This is a genomic window from Cytobacillus sp. FSL W7-1323 (genome assembly GCF_038595015.1).
In the GTDB taxonomy this organism is placed as follows: domain Bacteria; phylum Bacillota; class Bacilli; order Bacillales; family Cytobacillaceae; genus Cytobacillus; species Cytobacillus kochii.
Window position 1 is genome coordinate 2,457,409 of sequence record NZ_CP151998.1, and the last position, 16,418, is coordinate 2,473,826.

The following is a 16,418-nucleotide window of genomic DNA, read 5'->3' on the forward strand; positions in this document are numbered from 1 at the left end:
ATTTTTGTTAGTACGTACGACTGGTGTTTGCACGAAAAGTACTTGGAGAGCACTTCATGATTTGATTAAATACTTTATTAAAATATTGTTGATTACGATAACCACATTCTTTCGCAATTATTTTAATAGGAAGATTTGTTTCCGTCAATTGCTGGGTCGCCTTTTTTATACGACGCATCGTAACAATCTCTCTAAAGGATTGCTTATAATACTTCGTTAATAAGGAGCTAATATAGCTTGTATTACGATTAAATTTGGCAGCAATCATATCTAAGCTTATCTCTTTCTCATGATAATGTTCTTCTAGATAATGATATATTTGCTTGGCTAACTTCTCGGACTTCGAGTCTATTTGCATGTCTGTATCTATTAAACTAGCTATCAGCTTGATCATTTCTTCTATTACTCGATAAATAAGTGGTGAGTATAGAATCGTTTGGAATAACGCTTGATATTTTTCTTCCTTTTCTTTATCAATTAAATGCCTTGAAATCATGTATCGTCTAATTTGTGCCAAAATACTCGTTAACCTAATTCTAATAATAGCTGGATCAGGGTAAGGCGAAGTTAGACTTAAAAATTGCTCATATAGCCATGTTTTGATTGCTTTTATATCCCCTCGCCGTAAATAATCAATCCAAAACTCCTGCTCTTTTGGTGTTAAAAAAGGGTCAATACTCACCCATTCGTTTGCTGACCATGGAATAAGCTTATTTAGACCAGTGTAAAAAGAAAGCTCCATTCGTTGCTTAATCTTACCGTACTGTGATTGCAGTAGACCTGTATCATTTGTATTTCCTTCGGCTAAAATAATCGCTTCATTTGATTCTTTTTCCCATCCACGAATAAAGGTATGGCATTTTCTTAAAAGATCTTGGTCATTCTCCTCTACAAGGCACAAAATCATCTCAGGTAAAAGAAATACTTTTTTGACATTTGCCCATGAATGACCCATTACATATGTATATAACTTAAATATTTCATTTGGATGAATAGTTCTCATTCCTATGACCTTTACATGATGGGCTTGATTTTTTTGCAGTAAGGTTCTATCTTCAGTATTGTCTTCTGCTATTTGCGCATGGTTCAGGCTTTTGCTATGCATACGATAAAGAATCTGAAGTGATCGAAGCACATCCTCTGGTGACACAGGTTTTACTAATAAATCACTCACTCCTATTTCAATGGCTTTCTTTGCTTGATCAAAAGTAGGTTCAATCGTCATTGCTAAAATTTTTATGTTTAAGATAGGCACAAGCTGTTTTAATTTCTTATATCCCACTGAATCGAACATTTCCATTTCCAACAATAAGAGATCCGGACTTTGTTTTTCCAAGGTTGTAAATACTGCATTTGTAGATGATCTTATTTCAATTTGCCAAGTAGGATATACGGTTTTAATTAACCATTTTAATCCCTCTGCATCGACGTTATCTCGATCAGCAATCAAAATTTTATACATTAAAATCATCTCCTTTTTATTATGTTAGCTTAAAATGCAAAAGTAAACAATTTTGAAAAAAAAGATAAAAATGAGACAAGTTCTGCTGTTCAACCTGCATACATATGAAGTACAACCTAATAATGAGGAGAGATAGAATGAAGTTTCTAATTATTACAAAGCAAACGATAATCACTGTTTTATTATTAATTGCCCTTATTGCATCTGCTTCGGTATGGCTTATATCAAAAAATGGGAGTTTAGCGGTGTTTGGGAATACGACAGAAACGACAAGGGAGATTGAAATGGTAACAACGGAATATAAAACAACAATGGAAAATGGGGAAGAAATGGAAGTCTATCGCTGGGATCCAGGAACTGTATTTTTAGAGGTCGGAGAAAAGGTCAATTTAAACATACTAGGTGTGATGGGTAAGGAACATTACTTTTATATAGAGGGAACTGATATTAAAGGTGTGGTTCAAAAAGGAGAAGAAACTAAAGTCCCCCTCCAATTTGACGAAAAAGGTACCTATCAACTCATCTGCCATAACCATTCCCAAGAGGAAGATCACGGAAAAATGATTGCTTACATTGTTGTACAATAATTATCATTTTCTCTAAGAATATTCAACATAGACAATAGCCAATGAATAATGAAGCGAACAAATTGAATATACTTTTGATTTGTTCGTTTTCCTATTATAATCTCCTTTATGTATCCAGAGAATATCGCTTGGAAAAATCAAAAATCATAAACAACGATTCTATTTTCTTATAATTTAATTTTCAGGAGGGACAAAGGTGTCTAAAGATATGGTTTTTCTTTTTGGTGCTATCGTATCTATGATTGGGTTTCTTCTCCAACGAACTTATCAAACCTGCAAAAGAGATACATAGCCTTTATTATTTTTACCAGTATTCTGTTTTCAAGAATTTATTCGATAATAAATTCAATACAGTAAACTAGTTAAAGAGCGCTAAAACATAACCTTAAAAAACACAATTCGGTAATCGCAATATGCTTCATAAAAAAACTGCCGTAACTCGTACGACAGTAGAATTTCCTTCTATATTATTATTTTGAAATAAACATTTGTGTCCAATAATGACCGTGAGAACCACCTTTAACATAGCCAACACCAATCTCAGTGAACTGACTAGATAAGATATTTTTACGGTGTCCATCGCTATTCATCCATGCTGTTACAACAGCTTGTGCACTTGTTTGGCCAGCTGCAATGTTTTCCCCTGCTGCATTGTATGTTAGACCAAAATCTTTTATCATTTGAAAAGGAGTGCCATATGTAGGAGATTGATGACTAAAGTAACGATGATCGATCATGTCTTGAGATTTAAAGCGTGCCACTCGCGCGAGCTCCCAATTTTCTTTTAATGGTTTTAAACCCACTTTAGCGCGCTCTTCGTTTACAAGCTGAACGACTTGAGATTCCATTGATATTGTTGCTTGAGCAGTGGATGGAATTTGAACTGTTTGACCAGGGTAAATTAGGTTGGGATTCCCAATTTGTTTATTAGCTTGAATAATCTCTTGCACCCCTACTTGATACTTCACCGCTATTTTCCACATTGTATCTCCGGATTGCACTGTATGTATGGTTTGAGCACTTGCTATATTTTTCATTCCAAAGACAAGAGTAACAGTTAACAAAAATAATGATAAGTATTTAGTTATTTTTTTCATATTAAACCAAAATCTATTAAACTATTATAGCGGTAATTGTTGCCTACATTGGGTAAAAGAAGCTTAGATAGTAAATGAAAGGTAATGCAGGAAAAATCATTACCTATAAATTTGAAATCTGCTCTGAATTTACTTTTTACGTCATTAAAAATTTTATTGAACAATAGTGTAGGGAATTTGCCTTTATTCTCGTCTATTCTTATGATAATGTTAGTTACTTGTTAGAATCAGATGACAGCAATAGGAAAAATGATTATAATGGAGTAATGACACTAGAAACTGATAGAATAGAAAGGTATTGAGAGATGAACGAAATCAATATTAGTTTATTTAGAGGAATAAATGACCTAGGCTTTGAATATCCAGATTTGAACCCAATAATTGTTTTTATTGCCGAATATACCGTAATATTATTAGCCTTAATAACTTTGATGTATTGGTTTACACGTAAAATAAAACATCGCTATATGGTGATGACGGCAGGATTCACATTTATTTTAGCTGAAATTATTGGTAAGTTCGTTGTTAGCAAACTTCACTTTAACTACCAACCTTTTGTTGAATTGGATAATGTCAATCAGCTTATAGATAAAGCGGCAAATAATTCTTTTCCAAGTGATCATACGATATTATTCTTTTCATTTTGTATCGTCTTTTGGTTATTTAATAAGAAAAATGTATTGTGGCCCATTCTTGCTGTATTAGTAGGGATTTCACGAATATGGGTTGGTGTTCATTATCCATTTGATGTGATAACAGGGGCACTCATTGCCATCATTTGTGCGATTATCATGTATAACCTTATAGGTAGAATGCAATTGTTCACGACACTTTTAGAAGTATACGAAAAAATAGAAGAAAAAGTATGGCCAAGAAAAAATAAAGGTAGACATTTAAATCGATAGAAGCGGGATGGATCTTTTTTAGATCCATTCTTTTTTTCCTTTCTGTTATTGAACAAAAATAAGGGGAGATTATGTAGCATTTGCTCAATAATTTAGCGAAAATGCACAATGATTCGGTGAAAACGACTTATACTCGGTATTCATTCAGGTTTTCTATTTGAAGTAACGCAAACCGTTTTGGCCCGACTTTTACCTTCGTTTTATCTTCGTGATATGTTAACACTGTCTACTTATTTAGTTGTTTATTAGCTTTTAAATTCAGTAGATTGGTTATCCCCCTAATCATGTTGGTTAATTACACTTACCTGTTAAAAAAACAGACTGCCAACTAGCAGTCTGCCTACAAGATTATTTCCACCAATCGTCATGCATAGATGCTGGCATTTGTCTTTTATGTTCCGTTATGATATACCTTTGCTCAATTTTCTTTGCAGCTTCCGCACTGACTTCTTTTCCTTCTAAATAGTCATCAAGCTCATCATAAGTAATTCCTAGTTCTGTCTCATCAGCTTGTCCTGGTGTTTGATCAAGTAAATCTGCTGTCGGTACTTTCATATAGATGCTCTCTTCTGCACCTAGTTCTTTTAATAGAGCTTTACCTTGTCGCTTAGATAAGCCTGCTAGTGGCAATAAGTCTGCTCCTCCATCACCGTACTTTGTATAAAATCCTGTAACTGCTTCTGCAGCGTGGTCCGTACCAATTACTAAAAGACCCATTTCTCCACCGAAAATATATTGGGCAATCATACGTGTTCTTGCTTTCACATTCCCTTTATGGAAATCTTTTAGCTCAGCAATATCGGCCACTTCATTATATACTTTTTGAATCTCATCGACTGGTGATTTCACATTATAAACATATGTTTCATCCGGTTGAATAAATCGCAATGCTTTTTGCGCGTCATCTTCATCATGCTGTTCTCCGTATGGTAATCGAATCGCTACGAACTTGGCTTCATATCCTTCCGCCCGTAATTCTTCTACTGCTATCTGTGCTAATCGTCCGGCTAGTGAAGAATCTTGACCACCACTTATACCCAATACAAATCCTTTTGCACGAGCCTGCTTGACATAATTTTTTAAAAAATTGATTCGTTCAATGATCTCTTCTTTCGGATCAATCAATGATTTGACATTTAAAGCAGCGCGAATCTTTTCTTGTATGGACATCATTCCTCATCCTTTCATCAAGCTTTAGCATTTAGGCTATCTTTAATTTTTTTCTTTATTGAATCAATCAGTTCTATTTTGTTATTCCAGCAATTTGGACTTAAATCTACAGGATATTCTTCCGGATTTAATGACCTTCTATACTCATGCCATAATAGAGATAGGTTTTCTTTCACATATCCTTGTATCTCTTGAAGACTAGGCTTTTCATAAACTAATTTTCCATCACTAAAAATGTCCTGATGTAAGTCTTTCGCTTCGAAATTGGTGACAAACTTACTAATATAGGTGTGGACAGGGTGGAACATTTTTAAACGTTCTTCTTCTTTAGGATTTTCACTCTCAAGCGCGATATAATCACCCTCTGATTTGTGATTTTCCCTATTTATAATTCGATAAACACGTTTCAAACCTGGGGTTGTTACTTTTTCTGGATTCCCACTAATTTTAATTGTATCTTCCATTTCCCCAGCTTCATTTTCTATAGACACCATTTTATACACAGCACCCAGTGCAGGTTGGTCATAACCTGTAATCAACTTTGTCCCAATACCCCAAGAATCAATTTTGGCACCTTGTGCTTTAAGATTCATAATTGTATATTCATCTAAATCGTTAGAAGCAACAATTTTTGTGTTAGTAAATCCAGCTTCATCTAACATTTTTCTAGCTTCTTTAGATAAATAAGCTAAGTCCCCGCTATCAATTCGAATACCGACAAAATTAATACGATCACCTAACTCTTTTGCTACCTTAATAGCCGTTGGTACACCAGAACGAAGCGTATCGTATGTATCAACAAGGAAGGTACAATCTTTATGTGTTTGTGCATATTTATGAAAAGCGATATATTCATTTTTATATGCTTGTACAAGTGAGTGAGCATGTGTCCCAGCTACTGGGATATTAAACATTTTACCAGCACGCGTATTTGACGTAGCCCCAAACCCGCCAATTACAGCTGCCCTTGCTCCCCAAACACCGGCATCCATTTCTTGGGCTCTTCGGGAACCGAACTCCATTGCCACACCATCATCTAACACTTCCATAATCCGTGCAGCTTTCGTAGCAATTAATGTTTGGAAGTTGATGATATTTAATAATGCTGTTTCTATTAATTGCGCTTGAGCAAGCGGTGCTTCAATTCGTACAATTGGTTCGTTGGCAAAAACAAGCTCTCCTTCAATCATTGAACGAATATTACCTGTAAAACGCAAATCCGCTAAATAATCAAGAAACGCTTCTGGATAGTGTAATTCATCTCGCAAATAAGCAATATCACTTTTAGAAAATTCGAACCCTTGCAGGTAATCAATGATGCGCTCAAGACCAGCGAACACGCCATAGCCATTCCCAAAAGGTAGTTTCCTAAAATAAATATCAAAAACCGCTTTTCTATCATGGATACCATCTTGCCAATAGGTTTGTGCCATATTAATTTGATATAAGTCTGTGTGTAATGCCATGCTGTCATCTGGATATGGCTTGTTCATACTATTTTATACCCCTTTTTCGTTATTTAACTATTGCATTCAGAGAACCACTAAAATGTTCGAGTGCCCATTTATGACCTATTTCGTTAAAACTTGCTGTAGCTCTTTCATAGACAACAATTGAAAACCCTTTGTTATAGGCATCTACAGCAGTGTGTAACACACATATATCTGTACAAACGCCAACTAAATGCAATTCGTTAATGTTTCGTTCTCTTAGTAAAAGTTCTAAATTCGTCCCGCAGAATGCACTGTACCTTGTTTTATCTAACCACTTTACATGCTCTAAACCCTTATTTTCCTCATAAACTTGTTTTAAATTACCATATAGCTCTCTACCTACTGTGCCGTTTATATTATGAGGCGGGTATAGCCTTGTTTCAGGATGAAAATGATCATTTTTTTCGTGTCTATCGATAGCCAAGATCGTTAAATCACCATTTTTGATAAAATCAGCTGTTATTCGTACAATTTCATCTTCAATAGCAATTGCCGGTTCCCCACAAGGTAATGCTCCGTTAACAAAATCATTGGTATAATCGATATTAATCAAAGCCCTTGCCACTAGTATCTCCCCCGTTATCTTTCTTGGTATCGACCTGTATATATAGGTTTCACTACTTCGACTTCATTAAACCTATATAATTGCGTTGCTTTTTTTGACGTTCTTTGCGTGGTTTTACCCTCAACCTTTTCTATAAAAGGAAGGGATTTAATTTTTCTAGCAAATGCTTGCTCATTTAGTATAGCGGGATCTTTTGTAACTGTTGATAATACGGCTTGTAATTCTGAATATGTAAATTCATCTTGTAATAAATTTTTTGCAGCTGTTGTTTGTAACAGCTCTCTTTTTATTACGCTCAATGCATCACAAATAATCTGTCGGTGATCAAATGCAAGTTCTAATTGCAGGACATCATGAATATTCACTAATTTAACGGCAGATGCGTCATCATTTGCATTCATTTCCCTTAAGTCTTCCTCAGAGATAATTGCATAATGCGCATTGGATATGATCCAACCTCTATTATCACGACCGGGTTCATCGTATATACCAAAATGCTTCATATGCACACAATCAATCCCAGTTTCCTCTTTTAATTCCCTAACAGCTGCTTGTAAGGCGTTTTCATGAACGCCAACAAAGCCGCCTGGCAGCGCCCATTTCCCTCCCTCTGTGTTTAACTCCCCTTCTGTATTCCACTTAGCTCTTTCAATTAACAAAAGGTTTAAGCTCATATCGGGTGGAGTAAATGGTTTAGATTCTTCTGTTACGATGGTAAAAACAGCAATATCTGCTGTATAGCCATCTGGTGTTCGATATTTTTTAGTCATAAGGTAATTGCCCCACCACCATGAATTAATTAACAACTTGATAATTGTTAATTATATTTTACCCTACTTTAAAGAAACTTCAACTCTAATGATTTATTTGATTGCAGGAGTTTTCTTTTTTCCTAAAGAATATATGAGAGGAGGAATAATACTTTTTTTGGAAAGGAAAGAAACCATGATTGAAAATGTCTCGAATCATATACAAACAGTACGTTTATTAACAATCCAATCACTTGATAAAATAAATCCAGCATTCATTTCGACTGTACCAAAAGGATTTAATAATAATATTCACTGGAATTTCGGTCATATCGCTTATATACAGGAGAGACTTGTATTTGAACTAACAGGAGAGCGAATGGGGATTGGAAGTGAGTATGAAACATTTTTTGCTGCAGGTACTGCACCACATCTTTGGCAAGGGAATCCGCCATCTATTTTAGAAATCAAAGGTGTATTACAAGAACAGACAGAGAGAGTCATTTCCGTTACCAAAAACAAATTTACTAAAACCTTGCCAACCCCATTCACCAATAAAATGGGGATTACTTTTCAAACAGTTGGCGAATGTATCCTTTTTTCTACCTTTCATGAAGGGATGCATTTAGAAACAATTAAAAGAATATATAAAAGCACGAAAAATAAGTAAACCAAAAATAAAACATAGTTGACATAAAAAACCCTCCAAATTATAATGTAAACTATATTATACATAAGGTTAACATTATAAATGAGGTGAAAGAATTGACGAAAGAACAATTACGATTAAGATCGCTCCTTACGACAGCATTATTCGCAGCTATTATTGGGATTATGGCACAATTAATTATCCCTTTGCCACTTGTCCCAATTACTGGACAAACATTAGCCATTGGATTAGCAGCCGTCATTTTAGGGTCGAAATATGGCACTTTTTCCGTACTCTTATATTTAGCCCTAGGATGTGCTGGCGTGCCCGTTTTTGCAGAGTTTTCTGCAGGTTTCTCAGTTATTGTCGGACCGACTGGTGGCTATTTAATTAGCTATATACCAGTAGTATGGATTATGGCTAAATACCTTGAGAAAACAAAATTCACATTTGCACATGCGCTTACAGCAAATATCATAGGTATGTTTATTACGTTAATTATTGGAACGGCGTGGTTAAAGTGGATGGCTGACTTAAGTTGGACCGCAGCATTTCTGTCAGGGTTCGCTCCATTTATTATCGGTGGTTTTATTAAAGCGTTGATGGCAGCATGGATTGGATTGCTAGTTAGAAAACGACTCATTAGTGCTCGATTACTTTTTACGAATCAATTATCAACTAAGGTAGTCGATAAAAGAGCCTCTTAATGATATTATCTTTTTAAAAAGTGAACGAATGCGCATACATCTAAATTGTGTGCGCATTTTACTTTTCAATATTATAATCTTACATTCCCTCTATATATACATTGGATTTAAATCGACACTGGTCTTAGTCCATTTCTCACTCCTAAACTTACTACTTTCTCTTTGATTTTTTTCTATCTCCACAATCACATTTAATATGATTGATTAACACCGCCCTTTTTAAGCCCTCTTATCTCTAGTCTAACCAACTTTATATATTTGCCCACATTCCAGTATGCATGCAGTTTAAATCTAAATAGTCGATTTTTTATTATTTCATCCTTAGCTGAAAAAATTTTTTGTTTTTAAACGTCCACAAATAGTAGTCAAAACAACCGGTGTACCAACTACCGCAGGAATAAAGTAATAGCTAAGGCGATAAAACATTAAAACCATAAATGTTAATTCTGCAGGTATTCCGTGAGATTCAAAACCGATTAGAATAACTAAATCAAACGAACCAATTCCCCCCGGTAACATACTTATTATGCCAGCACAAGCAGCTACAATGACAATTGGGAAAACAGAAAATAAAGAAAAATTGACACCGACTATATTTAAAATACCCCAAATACAAATAACGACAAATATCCATTCAAACACAGAGATCATTAATAGTTCCGTTATAAACTCCCTCTTGATAGGCAAACTTTGCAGTTTTCTTTTAATAAAATAGACAAAAAGTAGTAGAGGGGTATAAAGCGCAACAATCCAAATAGCAAGATGAGCTAATCTTAACTCTGAGAAAAGTTCAGATCCATTGAATAATACAATCCAAGACAAGATGGATAAACCACAAAGATAAAATAATGACAGTTTAGCGATTACCTTAATATATGGGATATTATTGTCTAAGTAGGGGCGGTAATAAACCGTTCTTAATGTTGCGCCGGCTACCCCGCCAAACCCAATTAAGTTTGAGTAAGCATTTGCAGATAACGAATACCCTAACAGTTTTTGCATCGGAATTTTAACCTGCAGTAATCGATTTAAAATAACATCATAAAAAAACATTGGAGACAAACAAATTAATCCTAGAATAATAATGAAAAAAATTCGCCAAAATGAAAGCTCATCCAAATAATGCTCAAGTAAAGCCCAGTTGAAATCTTTAAAAAATTTATTTGCTTCCATTATTACAATGAGCAAAATAATACATGGCATAACATATTTTACTATTTGAATTAATTTTTGATTAGAAAAAATTGACACGATAATTCACCTTATTCACTACTTTTACAACCATTTTCATTCCCCTTTTGTTTCGATCCTATTAAATATGTATTCAATACTTGTCCATAAATGAACAACCGATTTATGGCAACATTATTAAGCCTAACATGAAAAGGGCTATACCGCCTATATAAGTAACAAAAAAATATATAAATGCCATCTTTTGTTTCTTCACAATTAATTCCACCATCTCCAACTGAACAGATGAAAAAGTTGTAAATGCCCCCAAAAAACCAACTACAAGTAAAGCTGATACATTTTCCCAATGTAGAAAGTGAACAACCACACCCATTAAGAAACAACCAAGTAAATTAACGATAACCGTTCCATAGGGAAAGAGTGAGTTGGTTTTGCTATTTATCAACGTTGATAAGGAGAAACGGGCTATTGCACCAAAAAATCCACCTATCATCACATAAAGTATTTCACTCATTTGTTCCCCTCACCTCTTTACGTTTACCAAAAACAATACCAAGATAGGCCATCACTAAACCTAGTGCGATATTAAATACGATATATACAAAAGCTTGAATGATAAATCCATTTTCAACTAATAAAACCGTATCCGCACTAACAGTCGATAATGTGGTAAATGATCCAATTACCCCTACAGTGATTGCTTGTTTAAGATTAGGATCAATCGGTAAAGTGATGGACGATAAATAGCCGAGAATAAAGGCACCAAACACATTAATTATCAAAATATCTAAAGGAAATGCACTCTGCCAAAACTGTCCGATGACAATTGAGATAGCAAACCTCATGCTTGCACCTATCATCCCGCCAATTCCAATATATAGATACTTCATCCTTTACCTCCTTGCTTCAAAAAAATTGTTTATGCATACTATCGATTAAATGAGCCAAGCTAACAGTGAAAGAAAAAAAGAAAGGATGTTAAAAGATGAAAGGTACAATCATTGCTGTTGCTCTTTCAAGTTCTCTACTATTAACAGCTTGTGGCATGAATAATGGACAAGATACGAACGACACTGCTTATAGAGCACCAGATATGCATGACCCCGCAAAAGTTGGATATGAAAGAAATGGTAACAATGATAGACCAAGTATTGACAACAATATTCATACTCGTAATGTCGATTATGATGGAACACAACATTCAATGAGGTTTGCCGATAAAACAGCAGATAATATTACACAAATGGACGAAGTTAAAAGAGCAAGGGTTTTACTTACTGGCGACAATGCCTATGTGGCAGCAACCTTAGCGAATGGTAATGAATTAACACAAGATCTAGAAAAGAAAATCGCTGATCAAGTAAAATCAACTGACCAGAACATTGATGATGTCTATGTATCAGTAAACCCTGATTTCTACAACCGTGTGGACACATATGCAAAAGATGTTCGCAATGGAAAACCAATTGAAGGCTTCTTCGATGAATTTAGTGAAACAGTGAAACGAATGTTTCCTAATCATGAATAATGGTCAATTTATGGTCTGGTAGGGAATATCCCTATCAGTCCTAATTATACATAACAGATTTTGTAAGTATTAATCATAAAAAAACCTATTCCCATCCATTCAAGTAATGATAAAAATTCGGTTCAATGCTTTCCTCTATGGTCCCAGCTCTTTCACCACCTGCAAGAATTCTCAAAGGTACATTTTACATATATTATGAACTTAGCTATTTTATTGCACACGAAAAAGCTGTCAGTCAATCTGACAGCTTTTTGCCTTAAACTTCTTTAAAATAGTCTTTATAAAAACCACTAACTTTACCAGAGTTGTCAACAATGAAGAAAAACTCTTCTGTTTCATTTTTCACATCATAGATTTTTCCTTCAGTTAAAGCACGATTAACAATATATTTTGCTGCATTCGTATGTACACATTTTACCTTTTTTAACGTGTCACTTTCATGCCATGTTTGATGAATCATTTTTGCCACTCCTTATGTGTTCTCTTATACAGTGTAAAAAAATTAAATGTGTTCTGCAAGCTGTATAGTGATTTTTTTCTATTTAGGATGGTAAATACTTATTTGAAATGTGTTTTTATAGAAATACTTTTTGTAAAAAAGAAATTTTTTCCTTTTCAAAAGTATACATTTCACTTGTGAAAAAATCTTTAAATGTTATATATAGTATATCACAAATATAATCGACTCTAATCATTTCCAAGTATTGATAATGTTGCTTATCATAAACAATCTCAAAGAAGCATGTTTTCGTCAATTGTTTCATTTAGACGACCTTCTTTCATCTTTGGTGACATTGTTATATACCACCAAAGTAGCTTATAGTAAACTTCTTTGTTTAATTCACGACTCCAAGCTTATTTATCTCTTCTTTTAAATGCTGAACATATTTATAACTGAGTCTCCCTTCAGCTGCACGCAAAATCTCCCTCGCATAAAAGGATGGTGGTGAAGACTGGGGATTTTTATCATAAACATGGAAGGTTAACACATCTTTATATATTTCCCCTTCAATTGTCAAATTAACAAAAGTCGGTCGATAGTGACCAACAGTGACTCCTTCTCTTTGGAATAAATAATCTATTGCTTCTATCGGTAATTGATAAACAATACCTTCTGTTTCACCAGAACCTTCAATGATGTCCGCTCGATTCCCATCAGGTGCATAGAAATAATAGCCCATTTGATAGCCTTTTAATACACCTATACCGACGACATTTTTAAAAAAATGGCCAACTCCAGCTTTCATAAATCTTTCAGTATCCATACAAGACCCATATGCAAAATAGTAAAATGTCTTTGGGGAATTCATTTGCAGATTGTATACCTTCCAGTCTGAAACTTTAATTGCATCTTGCTGTAGACCTTCAGCGGGGGAAACATAAATAAAACCTTGTCGCACTCCCTGATCCGTATATACGTGTACTTTTTTTCTTACAGATAATGAATGCTTGTCATCTTTTACATACCCTTCTAAAACATCAATTGCCTCTAAATGTTCGGCACTTAAAACGTATAATTCTCCATATACTTTTTCAGCTAGTTTATCTGATAATTCGACTCTCGGATAACCATCACCCGTATCAAACATGACTCCATTTATCCAAGCTTGTTCGGCCACTAAACGAGCTTCAGTTAAATAATCATGATGGATCTCATTTTTTCGTAATGTGCCATACACAAAGAGGTGAATCGTTGCCATACCCATAAATGCGCTCCTTTATTGTCACTATAGTAATATACTTATTCTTCCTCCTCCTACAATATTCAACAATTCGAAAGTGATTCCCTCCATATTAACAATTTTTTACCATATTTTTACCTTAACTAAATATCACCAATATCCAATAAAGCTAAGCATTTGGGTGAATAAGAGACAAGGCAAACGATTTGCCTTGTCTCTTGTTCTTTACTCTCCACTTTTTATATTTGATTTCTTCTTTTCACTCATCATTTCTGTGCAGTAATGGATTGAATCGCTTGTTCCTTTAATTTGAATTTTTGTATTTTACCAGAAGCAGTCATTGGATATTCTTTCGTAAAAGTAATATGTTTAGGTATTTTATGCTTGGATATTCTGCCTTTACAATATTCTTTAACTTCTTCAGCCGTAATGTTGGCATAGTCTCTTAAAATAATCCATGCCATTACCTCTTCACCGTATATCTCATCAGGAACACCTACAACTTGAACATCTAAAATATCTGGATGACTATAGAGAAATTCTTCAATTTCTCTAGGGTATACGTTTTCTCCCCCTCTTATAATCATATCTTTCAGGCGACCTGTTATTTTACAATAACCATTCTCATCCATAATAGCTAAATCCCCAGTGTGCAACCATCCCTCTTTGTCGATAGCTTGTTCTGTCGCTTCGGGATTGTTATAATAACCTTTCATAACATGATATCCTTTTGTGCATAGTTCCCCTTGAGTACCAATTGGCACTTCATGTGCTGTCCCAGGTTCAACAATTTTCACTTCAACTTCTGGCAATGCTCGACCAACTGATTCCACGCGTAAATTAATAGGATCATCAGTGCGTGTTTGTGTAATAACTGGTGAAGATTCCGTTTGGCCATAACAAATTGTAATCTCTTCAATACCCATTTTTTCAATAACAGCCTTCATTACTTCAATCGGACAATTGGAACCAGCCATCACACCTGTTCGCAATGATTGTAAATTATATTTTGTGAAATTTTTGCTATTGATTTCAGCTATAAACATTGTTGGCACTCCATGAAGGGCCGTACATTTCTCTTGTTCAACCGTTTGTAAAACGGTATCAGGTTGAAATTCCTGTACAGGTACCATCGTTGCTCCAACTGACACACAAGCCAAGGTGCCTATGACACAACCAAAGCAATGGAAGAATGGTACAGGAATACATAGTCGATCATCTTTTGTGAGCTTCATACAAGCGGCAATATTTAATGCGTTATTCACGACATTACTATGTGTGAGCATAACGCCTTTCGGAAATCCAGTTGTTCCTGAGGTATACTGCATGTTAATCACATCATCCGGCTGAAGTGAAAGCAAACGCTCATTTAAACTCTCATCACTACATCCTTCACCAAGAGCTACAACATCTTCCCAACTGTAGGTGCCAGCAAAGCGCTTCTCTCCTAACACGATGACGTTTTTTAAAAAGGGAAGCTTGCTACATTTTAACTGGCCCGGCTGCGATGTTTTTAATTCTGGTGCGATTTTATAGAGAATATCAATATATGATTGGTCGCGGTATTTTTCCATTAAAATAATAGTGGTAGCATCAGATTGTTGTAATAGGTATTCAAGTTCAGCGGCTTGATAATTCGTATTGACAGTTACTAACACAGATCCGATTTTACCTGTTGCAAACTGAGCACTTACCCATTCAGGTGTATTAGAAGCCCAAATCGCTACATGTTCTCCTTTTTCTAAGCCGAGCTTCATGAAACCTTTAGCAACTGTACGACAATACTCATTAAAGCTATGATATGTGTACCTCAAACCTCTATCTGCATAGACTAATGCTTCATGATTAGGATTTTCTTCTGCTCTTTTTTCTAATAAATCGCCAATCGTTATATTTAATAATTCAGACAATTTTTTTCCTCCTCAGAAAATTAAAATTGAAACGCTTTCATTTTTTTATGCGAATTTTGAATGTATTATTTTAGTCCTTATCATTTTAAAGTTAATTTCAAAATGAACCAACCCAAGTTTCTAAATTTTCATATTCCGATGGTGCTTTATGTCCAACAGTTAAAAACAAATGTAGATTTATTCTAATAAAAATAAAAAAGCTCGAATATTTATATATTCGAACCTTCTCGTATAATTTCCTTTATTTTTTTCTTACCATTATATAAAAGTTTGTACTTTTTCTTTGAAAATGGTGTTGAATTCTAAAACCGAGTTTTTCATAGAGATGGATGGCTCGTTGATTAAAGGAAGCCACTGTTAACCTTATTGGGGTGCTTGGGAAGAGCCCTTCTATTTCCATAAGGATCGTGGTTAAAAAACTGCTTCCCAATCCCTTTCCTGTTAAATCCGGTCTCATCCCTATGCCAATATCAATGCAATCATCTATATATAGATGACTGCTATTCACCGGTACTCTTGCTGATTCACCGTAACAAAAAAAACCAATCATTTCTTCCTGTTTATATATACAAAAGTAGTTTCCCGTTAGCCACTCTTGTTTACTGTCTTCTGTTTGAGCGTGATTATAAAAATCGTAAGGAGATGGATATGTCCAAGAACTGAGGATGACTGCCTCGTATTCTTTTACTTTATTAAACGTAGTAGTTTCCATATCATTTTCCT

General features: G+C 34.7%; 19 protein-coding genes. 5 read left to right on the plus strand and 14 right to left on the minus strand.

What is annotated here, in order from left to right:
• Window positions 1-7: 7 nt before the first annotated feature.
• Window positions 8-1,462 (minus strand): helix-turn-helix domain-containing protein, encoded by a 1,455-nt coding sequence (locus MKX67_RS12530; RefSeq protein ID WP_307313667.1) that lies wholly within the window; start codon window positions 1,460-1,462, stop codon window positions 8-10.
• A 137-nt stretch (window positions 1,463-1,599) separates the two neighbouring features.
• Between MKX67_RS12530 and MKX67_RS12535 the strand changes: the two genes are divergently transcribed.
• Window positions 1,600-2,049 carry a cupredoxin domain-containing protein gene (locus MKX67_RS12535; RefSeq protein ID WP_342488265.1) on the plus strand — a complete coding sequence of 150 codons (450 nt, stop codon included), beginning with the start codon at window positions 1,600-1,602 and terminating at the stop codon, window positions 2,047-2,049.
• Window positions 2,050-2,519: 470 nt separating this feature from the next.
• Here the strand turns inward: MKX67_RS12535 and MKX67_RS12540 are convergent, their stop codons facing one another.
• A complete protein-coding gene (locus MKX67_RS12540) occupies window positions 2,520-3,032 on the minus strand; it encodes a CAP domain-containing protein (RefSeq protein WP_342489274.1) in 513 nt (170 codons plus the stop codon).
• Between the two features lie 419 nt (window positions 3,033-3,451).
• Between MKX67_RS12540 and MKX67_RS12545 the strand changes: the two genes are divergently transcribed.
• Window positions 3,452-4,051, plus strand: a complete 600-nt coding sequence (locus MKX67_RS12545; RefSeq protein WP_342488266.1) for an undecaprenyl-diphosphatase — start codon at window positions 3,452-3,454, stop codon at window positions 4,049-4,051.
• 348 nt (window positions 4,052-4,399) lie between these two features.
• Here MKX67_RS12545 and nadE read toward each other — a convergent pair whose 3' ends face one another.
• Genes nadE through MKX67_RS12565 form a run of 4 tightly spaced genes read right to left on the minus strand, consistent with a single transcriptional unit; the run spans window position 4,400 to window position 8,049 of the window.
• Complete coding sequence (gene nadE, locus MKX67_RS12550) at window positions 4,400-5,221, minus strand: ammonia-dependent NAD(+) synthetase (protein WP_342488267.1); 822 nt, start codon at window positions 5,219-5,221, stop codon at window positions 4,400-4,402.
• Between the two features lie 17 nt (window positions 5,222-5,238).
• Window positions 5,239-6,714, minus strand: a complete 1,476-nt coding sequence (locus MKX67_RS12555) for a nicotinate phosphoribosyltransferase (RefSeq protein ID WP_095373142.1) — start codon at window positions 6,712-6,714, stop codon at window positions 5,239-5,241.
• 22 nt (window positions 6,715-6,736) lie between these two features.
• On the minus strand, window positions 6,737-7,279 hold the full coding sequence (locus MKX67_RS12560) for an isochorismatase family cysteine hydrolase (protein WP_307313655.1): 543 nt from the start codon (window positions 7,277-7,279) through the stop codon (window positions 6,737-6,739).
• A gap of 14 nt (window positions 7,280-7,293) precedes the next feature.
• Window positions 7,294-8,049 carry an NUDIX hydrolase gene (locus MKX67_RS12565; protein ID WP_095373140.1) on the minus strand — a complete coding sequence of 252 codons (756 nt, stop codon included), beginning with the start codon at window positions 8,047-8,049 and terminating at the stop codon, window positions 7,294-7,296.
• A gap of 157 nt (window positions 8,050-8,206) precedes the next feature.
• On the opposite strand from MKX67_RS12565, the gene MKX67_RS12570 reads away from it, so the two are divergent.
• Together MKX67_RS12570 and MKX67_RS12575 are read left to right on the plus strand one after the other, a co-directional pair.
• Complete coding sequence (locus tag MKX67_RS12570) at window positions 8,207-8,698, plus strand: DinB family protein (RefSeq protein ID WP_307313652.1); 492 nt, start codon at window positions 8,207-8,209, stop codon at window positions 8,696-8,698.
• Between the two features lie 95 nt (window positions 8,699-8,793).
• Entirely contained in the window at window positions 8,794-9,384 is a 591-nt protein-coding gene (locus tag MKX67_RS12575) for a biotin transporter BioY (RefSeq protein WP_095373139.1), read from the plus strand.
• Between the two features lie 321 nt (window positions 9,385-9,705).
• Here MKX67_RS12575 and MKX67_RS12580 read toward each other — a convergent pair whose 3' ends face one another.
• From MKX67_RS12580 to crcB, 3 genes are all read right to left on the minus strand, one after another.
• Window positions 9,706-10,635, minus strand: coding sequence for a lysylphosphatidylglycerol synthase domain-containing protein (locus MKX67_RS12580; protein WP_342488268.1), 930 nt, complete (start codon window positions 10,633-10,635; stop codon window positions 9,706-9,708).
• A gap of 103 nt (window positions 10,636-10,738) precedes the next feature.
• The gene (locus MKX67_RS12585) at window positions 10,739-11,089 is read right to left on the minus strand and encodes a CrcB family protein (protein WP_307313648.1); all 351 of its coding nucleotides are present in this window, start codon (window positions 11,087-11,089) and stop codon (window positions 10,739-10,741) included.
• On the minus strand, window positions 11,082-11,465 hold the full coding sequence (gene crcB / locus MKX67_RS12590) for a fluoride efflux transporter CrcB (RefSeq protein ID WP_095373138.1): 384 nt from the start codon (window positions 11,463-11,465) through the stop codon (window positions 11,082-11,084). Before crcB ends, MKX67_RS12585 begins: the two co-directional genes overlap by 8 nt.
• A gap of 95 nt (window positions 11,466-11,560) precedes the next feature.
• On the opposite strand from crcB, the gene MKX67_RS12595 reads away from it, so the two are divergent.
• Complete coding sequence (locus MKX67_RS12595; RefSeq protein WP_095373137.1) at window positions 11,561-12,103, plus strand: YhcN/YlaJ family sporulation lipoprotein; 543 nt, start codon at window positions 11,561-11,563, stop codon at window positions 12,101-12,103.
• Between the two features lie 256 nt (window positions 12,104-12,359).
• Here MKX67_RS12595 and MKX67_RS12600 read toward each other — a convergent pair whose 3' ends face one another.
• The 5 genes from MKX67_RS12600 to MKX67_RS12620 all read right to left on the minus strand — a co-directional run bounded on the left by MKX67_RS12600 (window position 12,360) and on the right by MKX67_RS12620 (window position 16,407).
• On the minus strand, window positions 12,360-12,563 hold the full coding sequence (locus tag MKX67_RS12600) for a DUF6501 family protein (RefSeq protein ID WP_095373136.1): 204 nt from the start codon (window positions 12,561-12,563) through the stop codon (window positions 12,360-12,362).
• A 115-nt stretch (window positions 12,564-12,678) separates the two neighbouring features.
• The gene (locus MKX67_RS12605) at window positions 12,679-12,867 is read right to left on the minus strand and encodes a hypothetical protein (protein WP_095373135.1); all 189 of its coding nucleotides are present in this window, start codon (window positions 12,865-12,867) and stop codon (window positions 12,679-12,681) included.
• 72 nt (window positions 12,868-12,939) lie between these two features.
• Entirely contained in the window at window positions 12,940-13,809 is an 870-nt protein-coding gene (locus MKX67_RS12610; protein ID WP_307313644.1) for a gamma-glutamylcyclotransferase, read from the minus strand.
• Between the two features lie 242 nt (window positions 13,810-14,051).
• Window positions 14,052-15,695: an AMP-binding protein gene (locus tag MKX67_RS12615; RefSeq protein ID WP_322909434.1), complete on the minus strand. Its 1,644-nt coding sequence runs from the start codon at window positions 15,693-15,695 to the stop codon at window positions 14,052-14,054.
• A gap of 241 nt (window positions 15,696-15,936) precedes the next feature.
• On the minus strand, window positions 15,937-16,407 hold the full coding sequence (locus MKX67_RS12620; protein WP_328198042.1) for a GNAT family N-acetyltransferase: 471 nt from the start codon (window positions 16,405-16,407) through the stop codon (window positions 15,937-15,939).
• Between the last annotated feature and the right edge of the window lie 11 nt (window positions 16,408-16,418).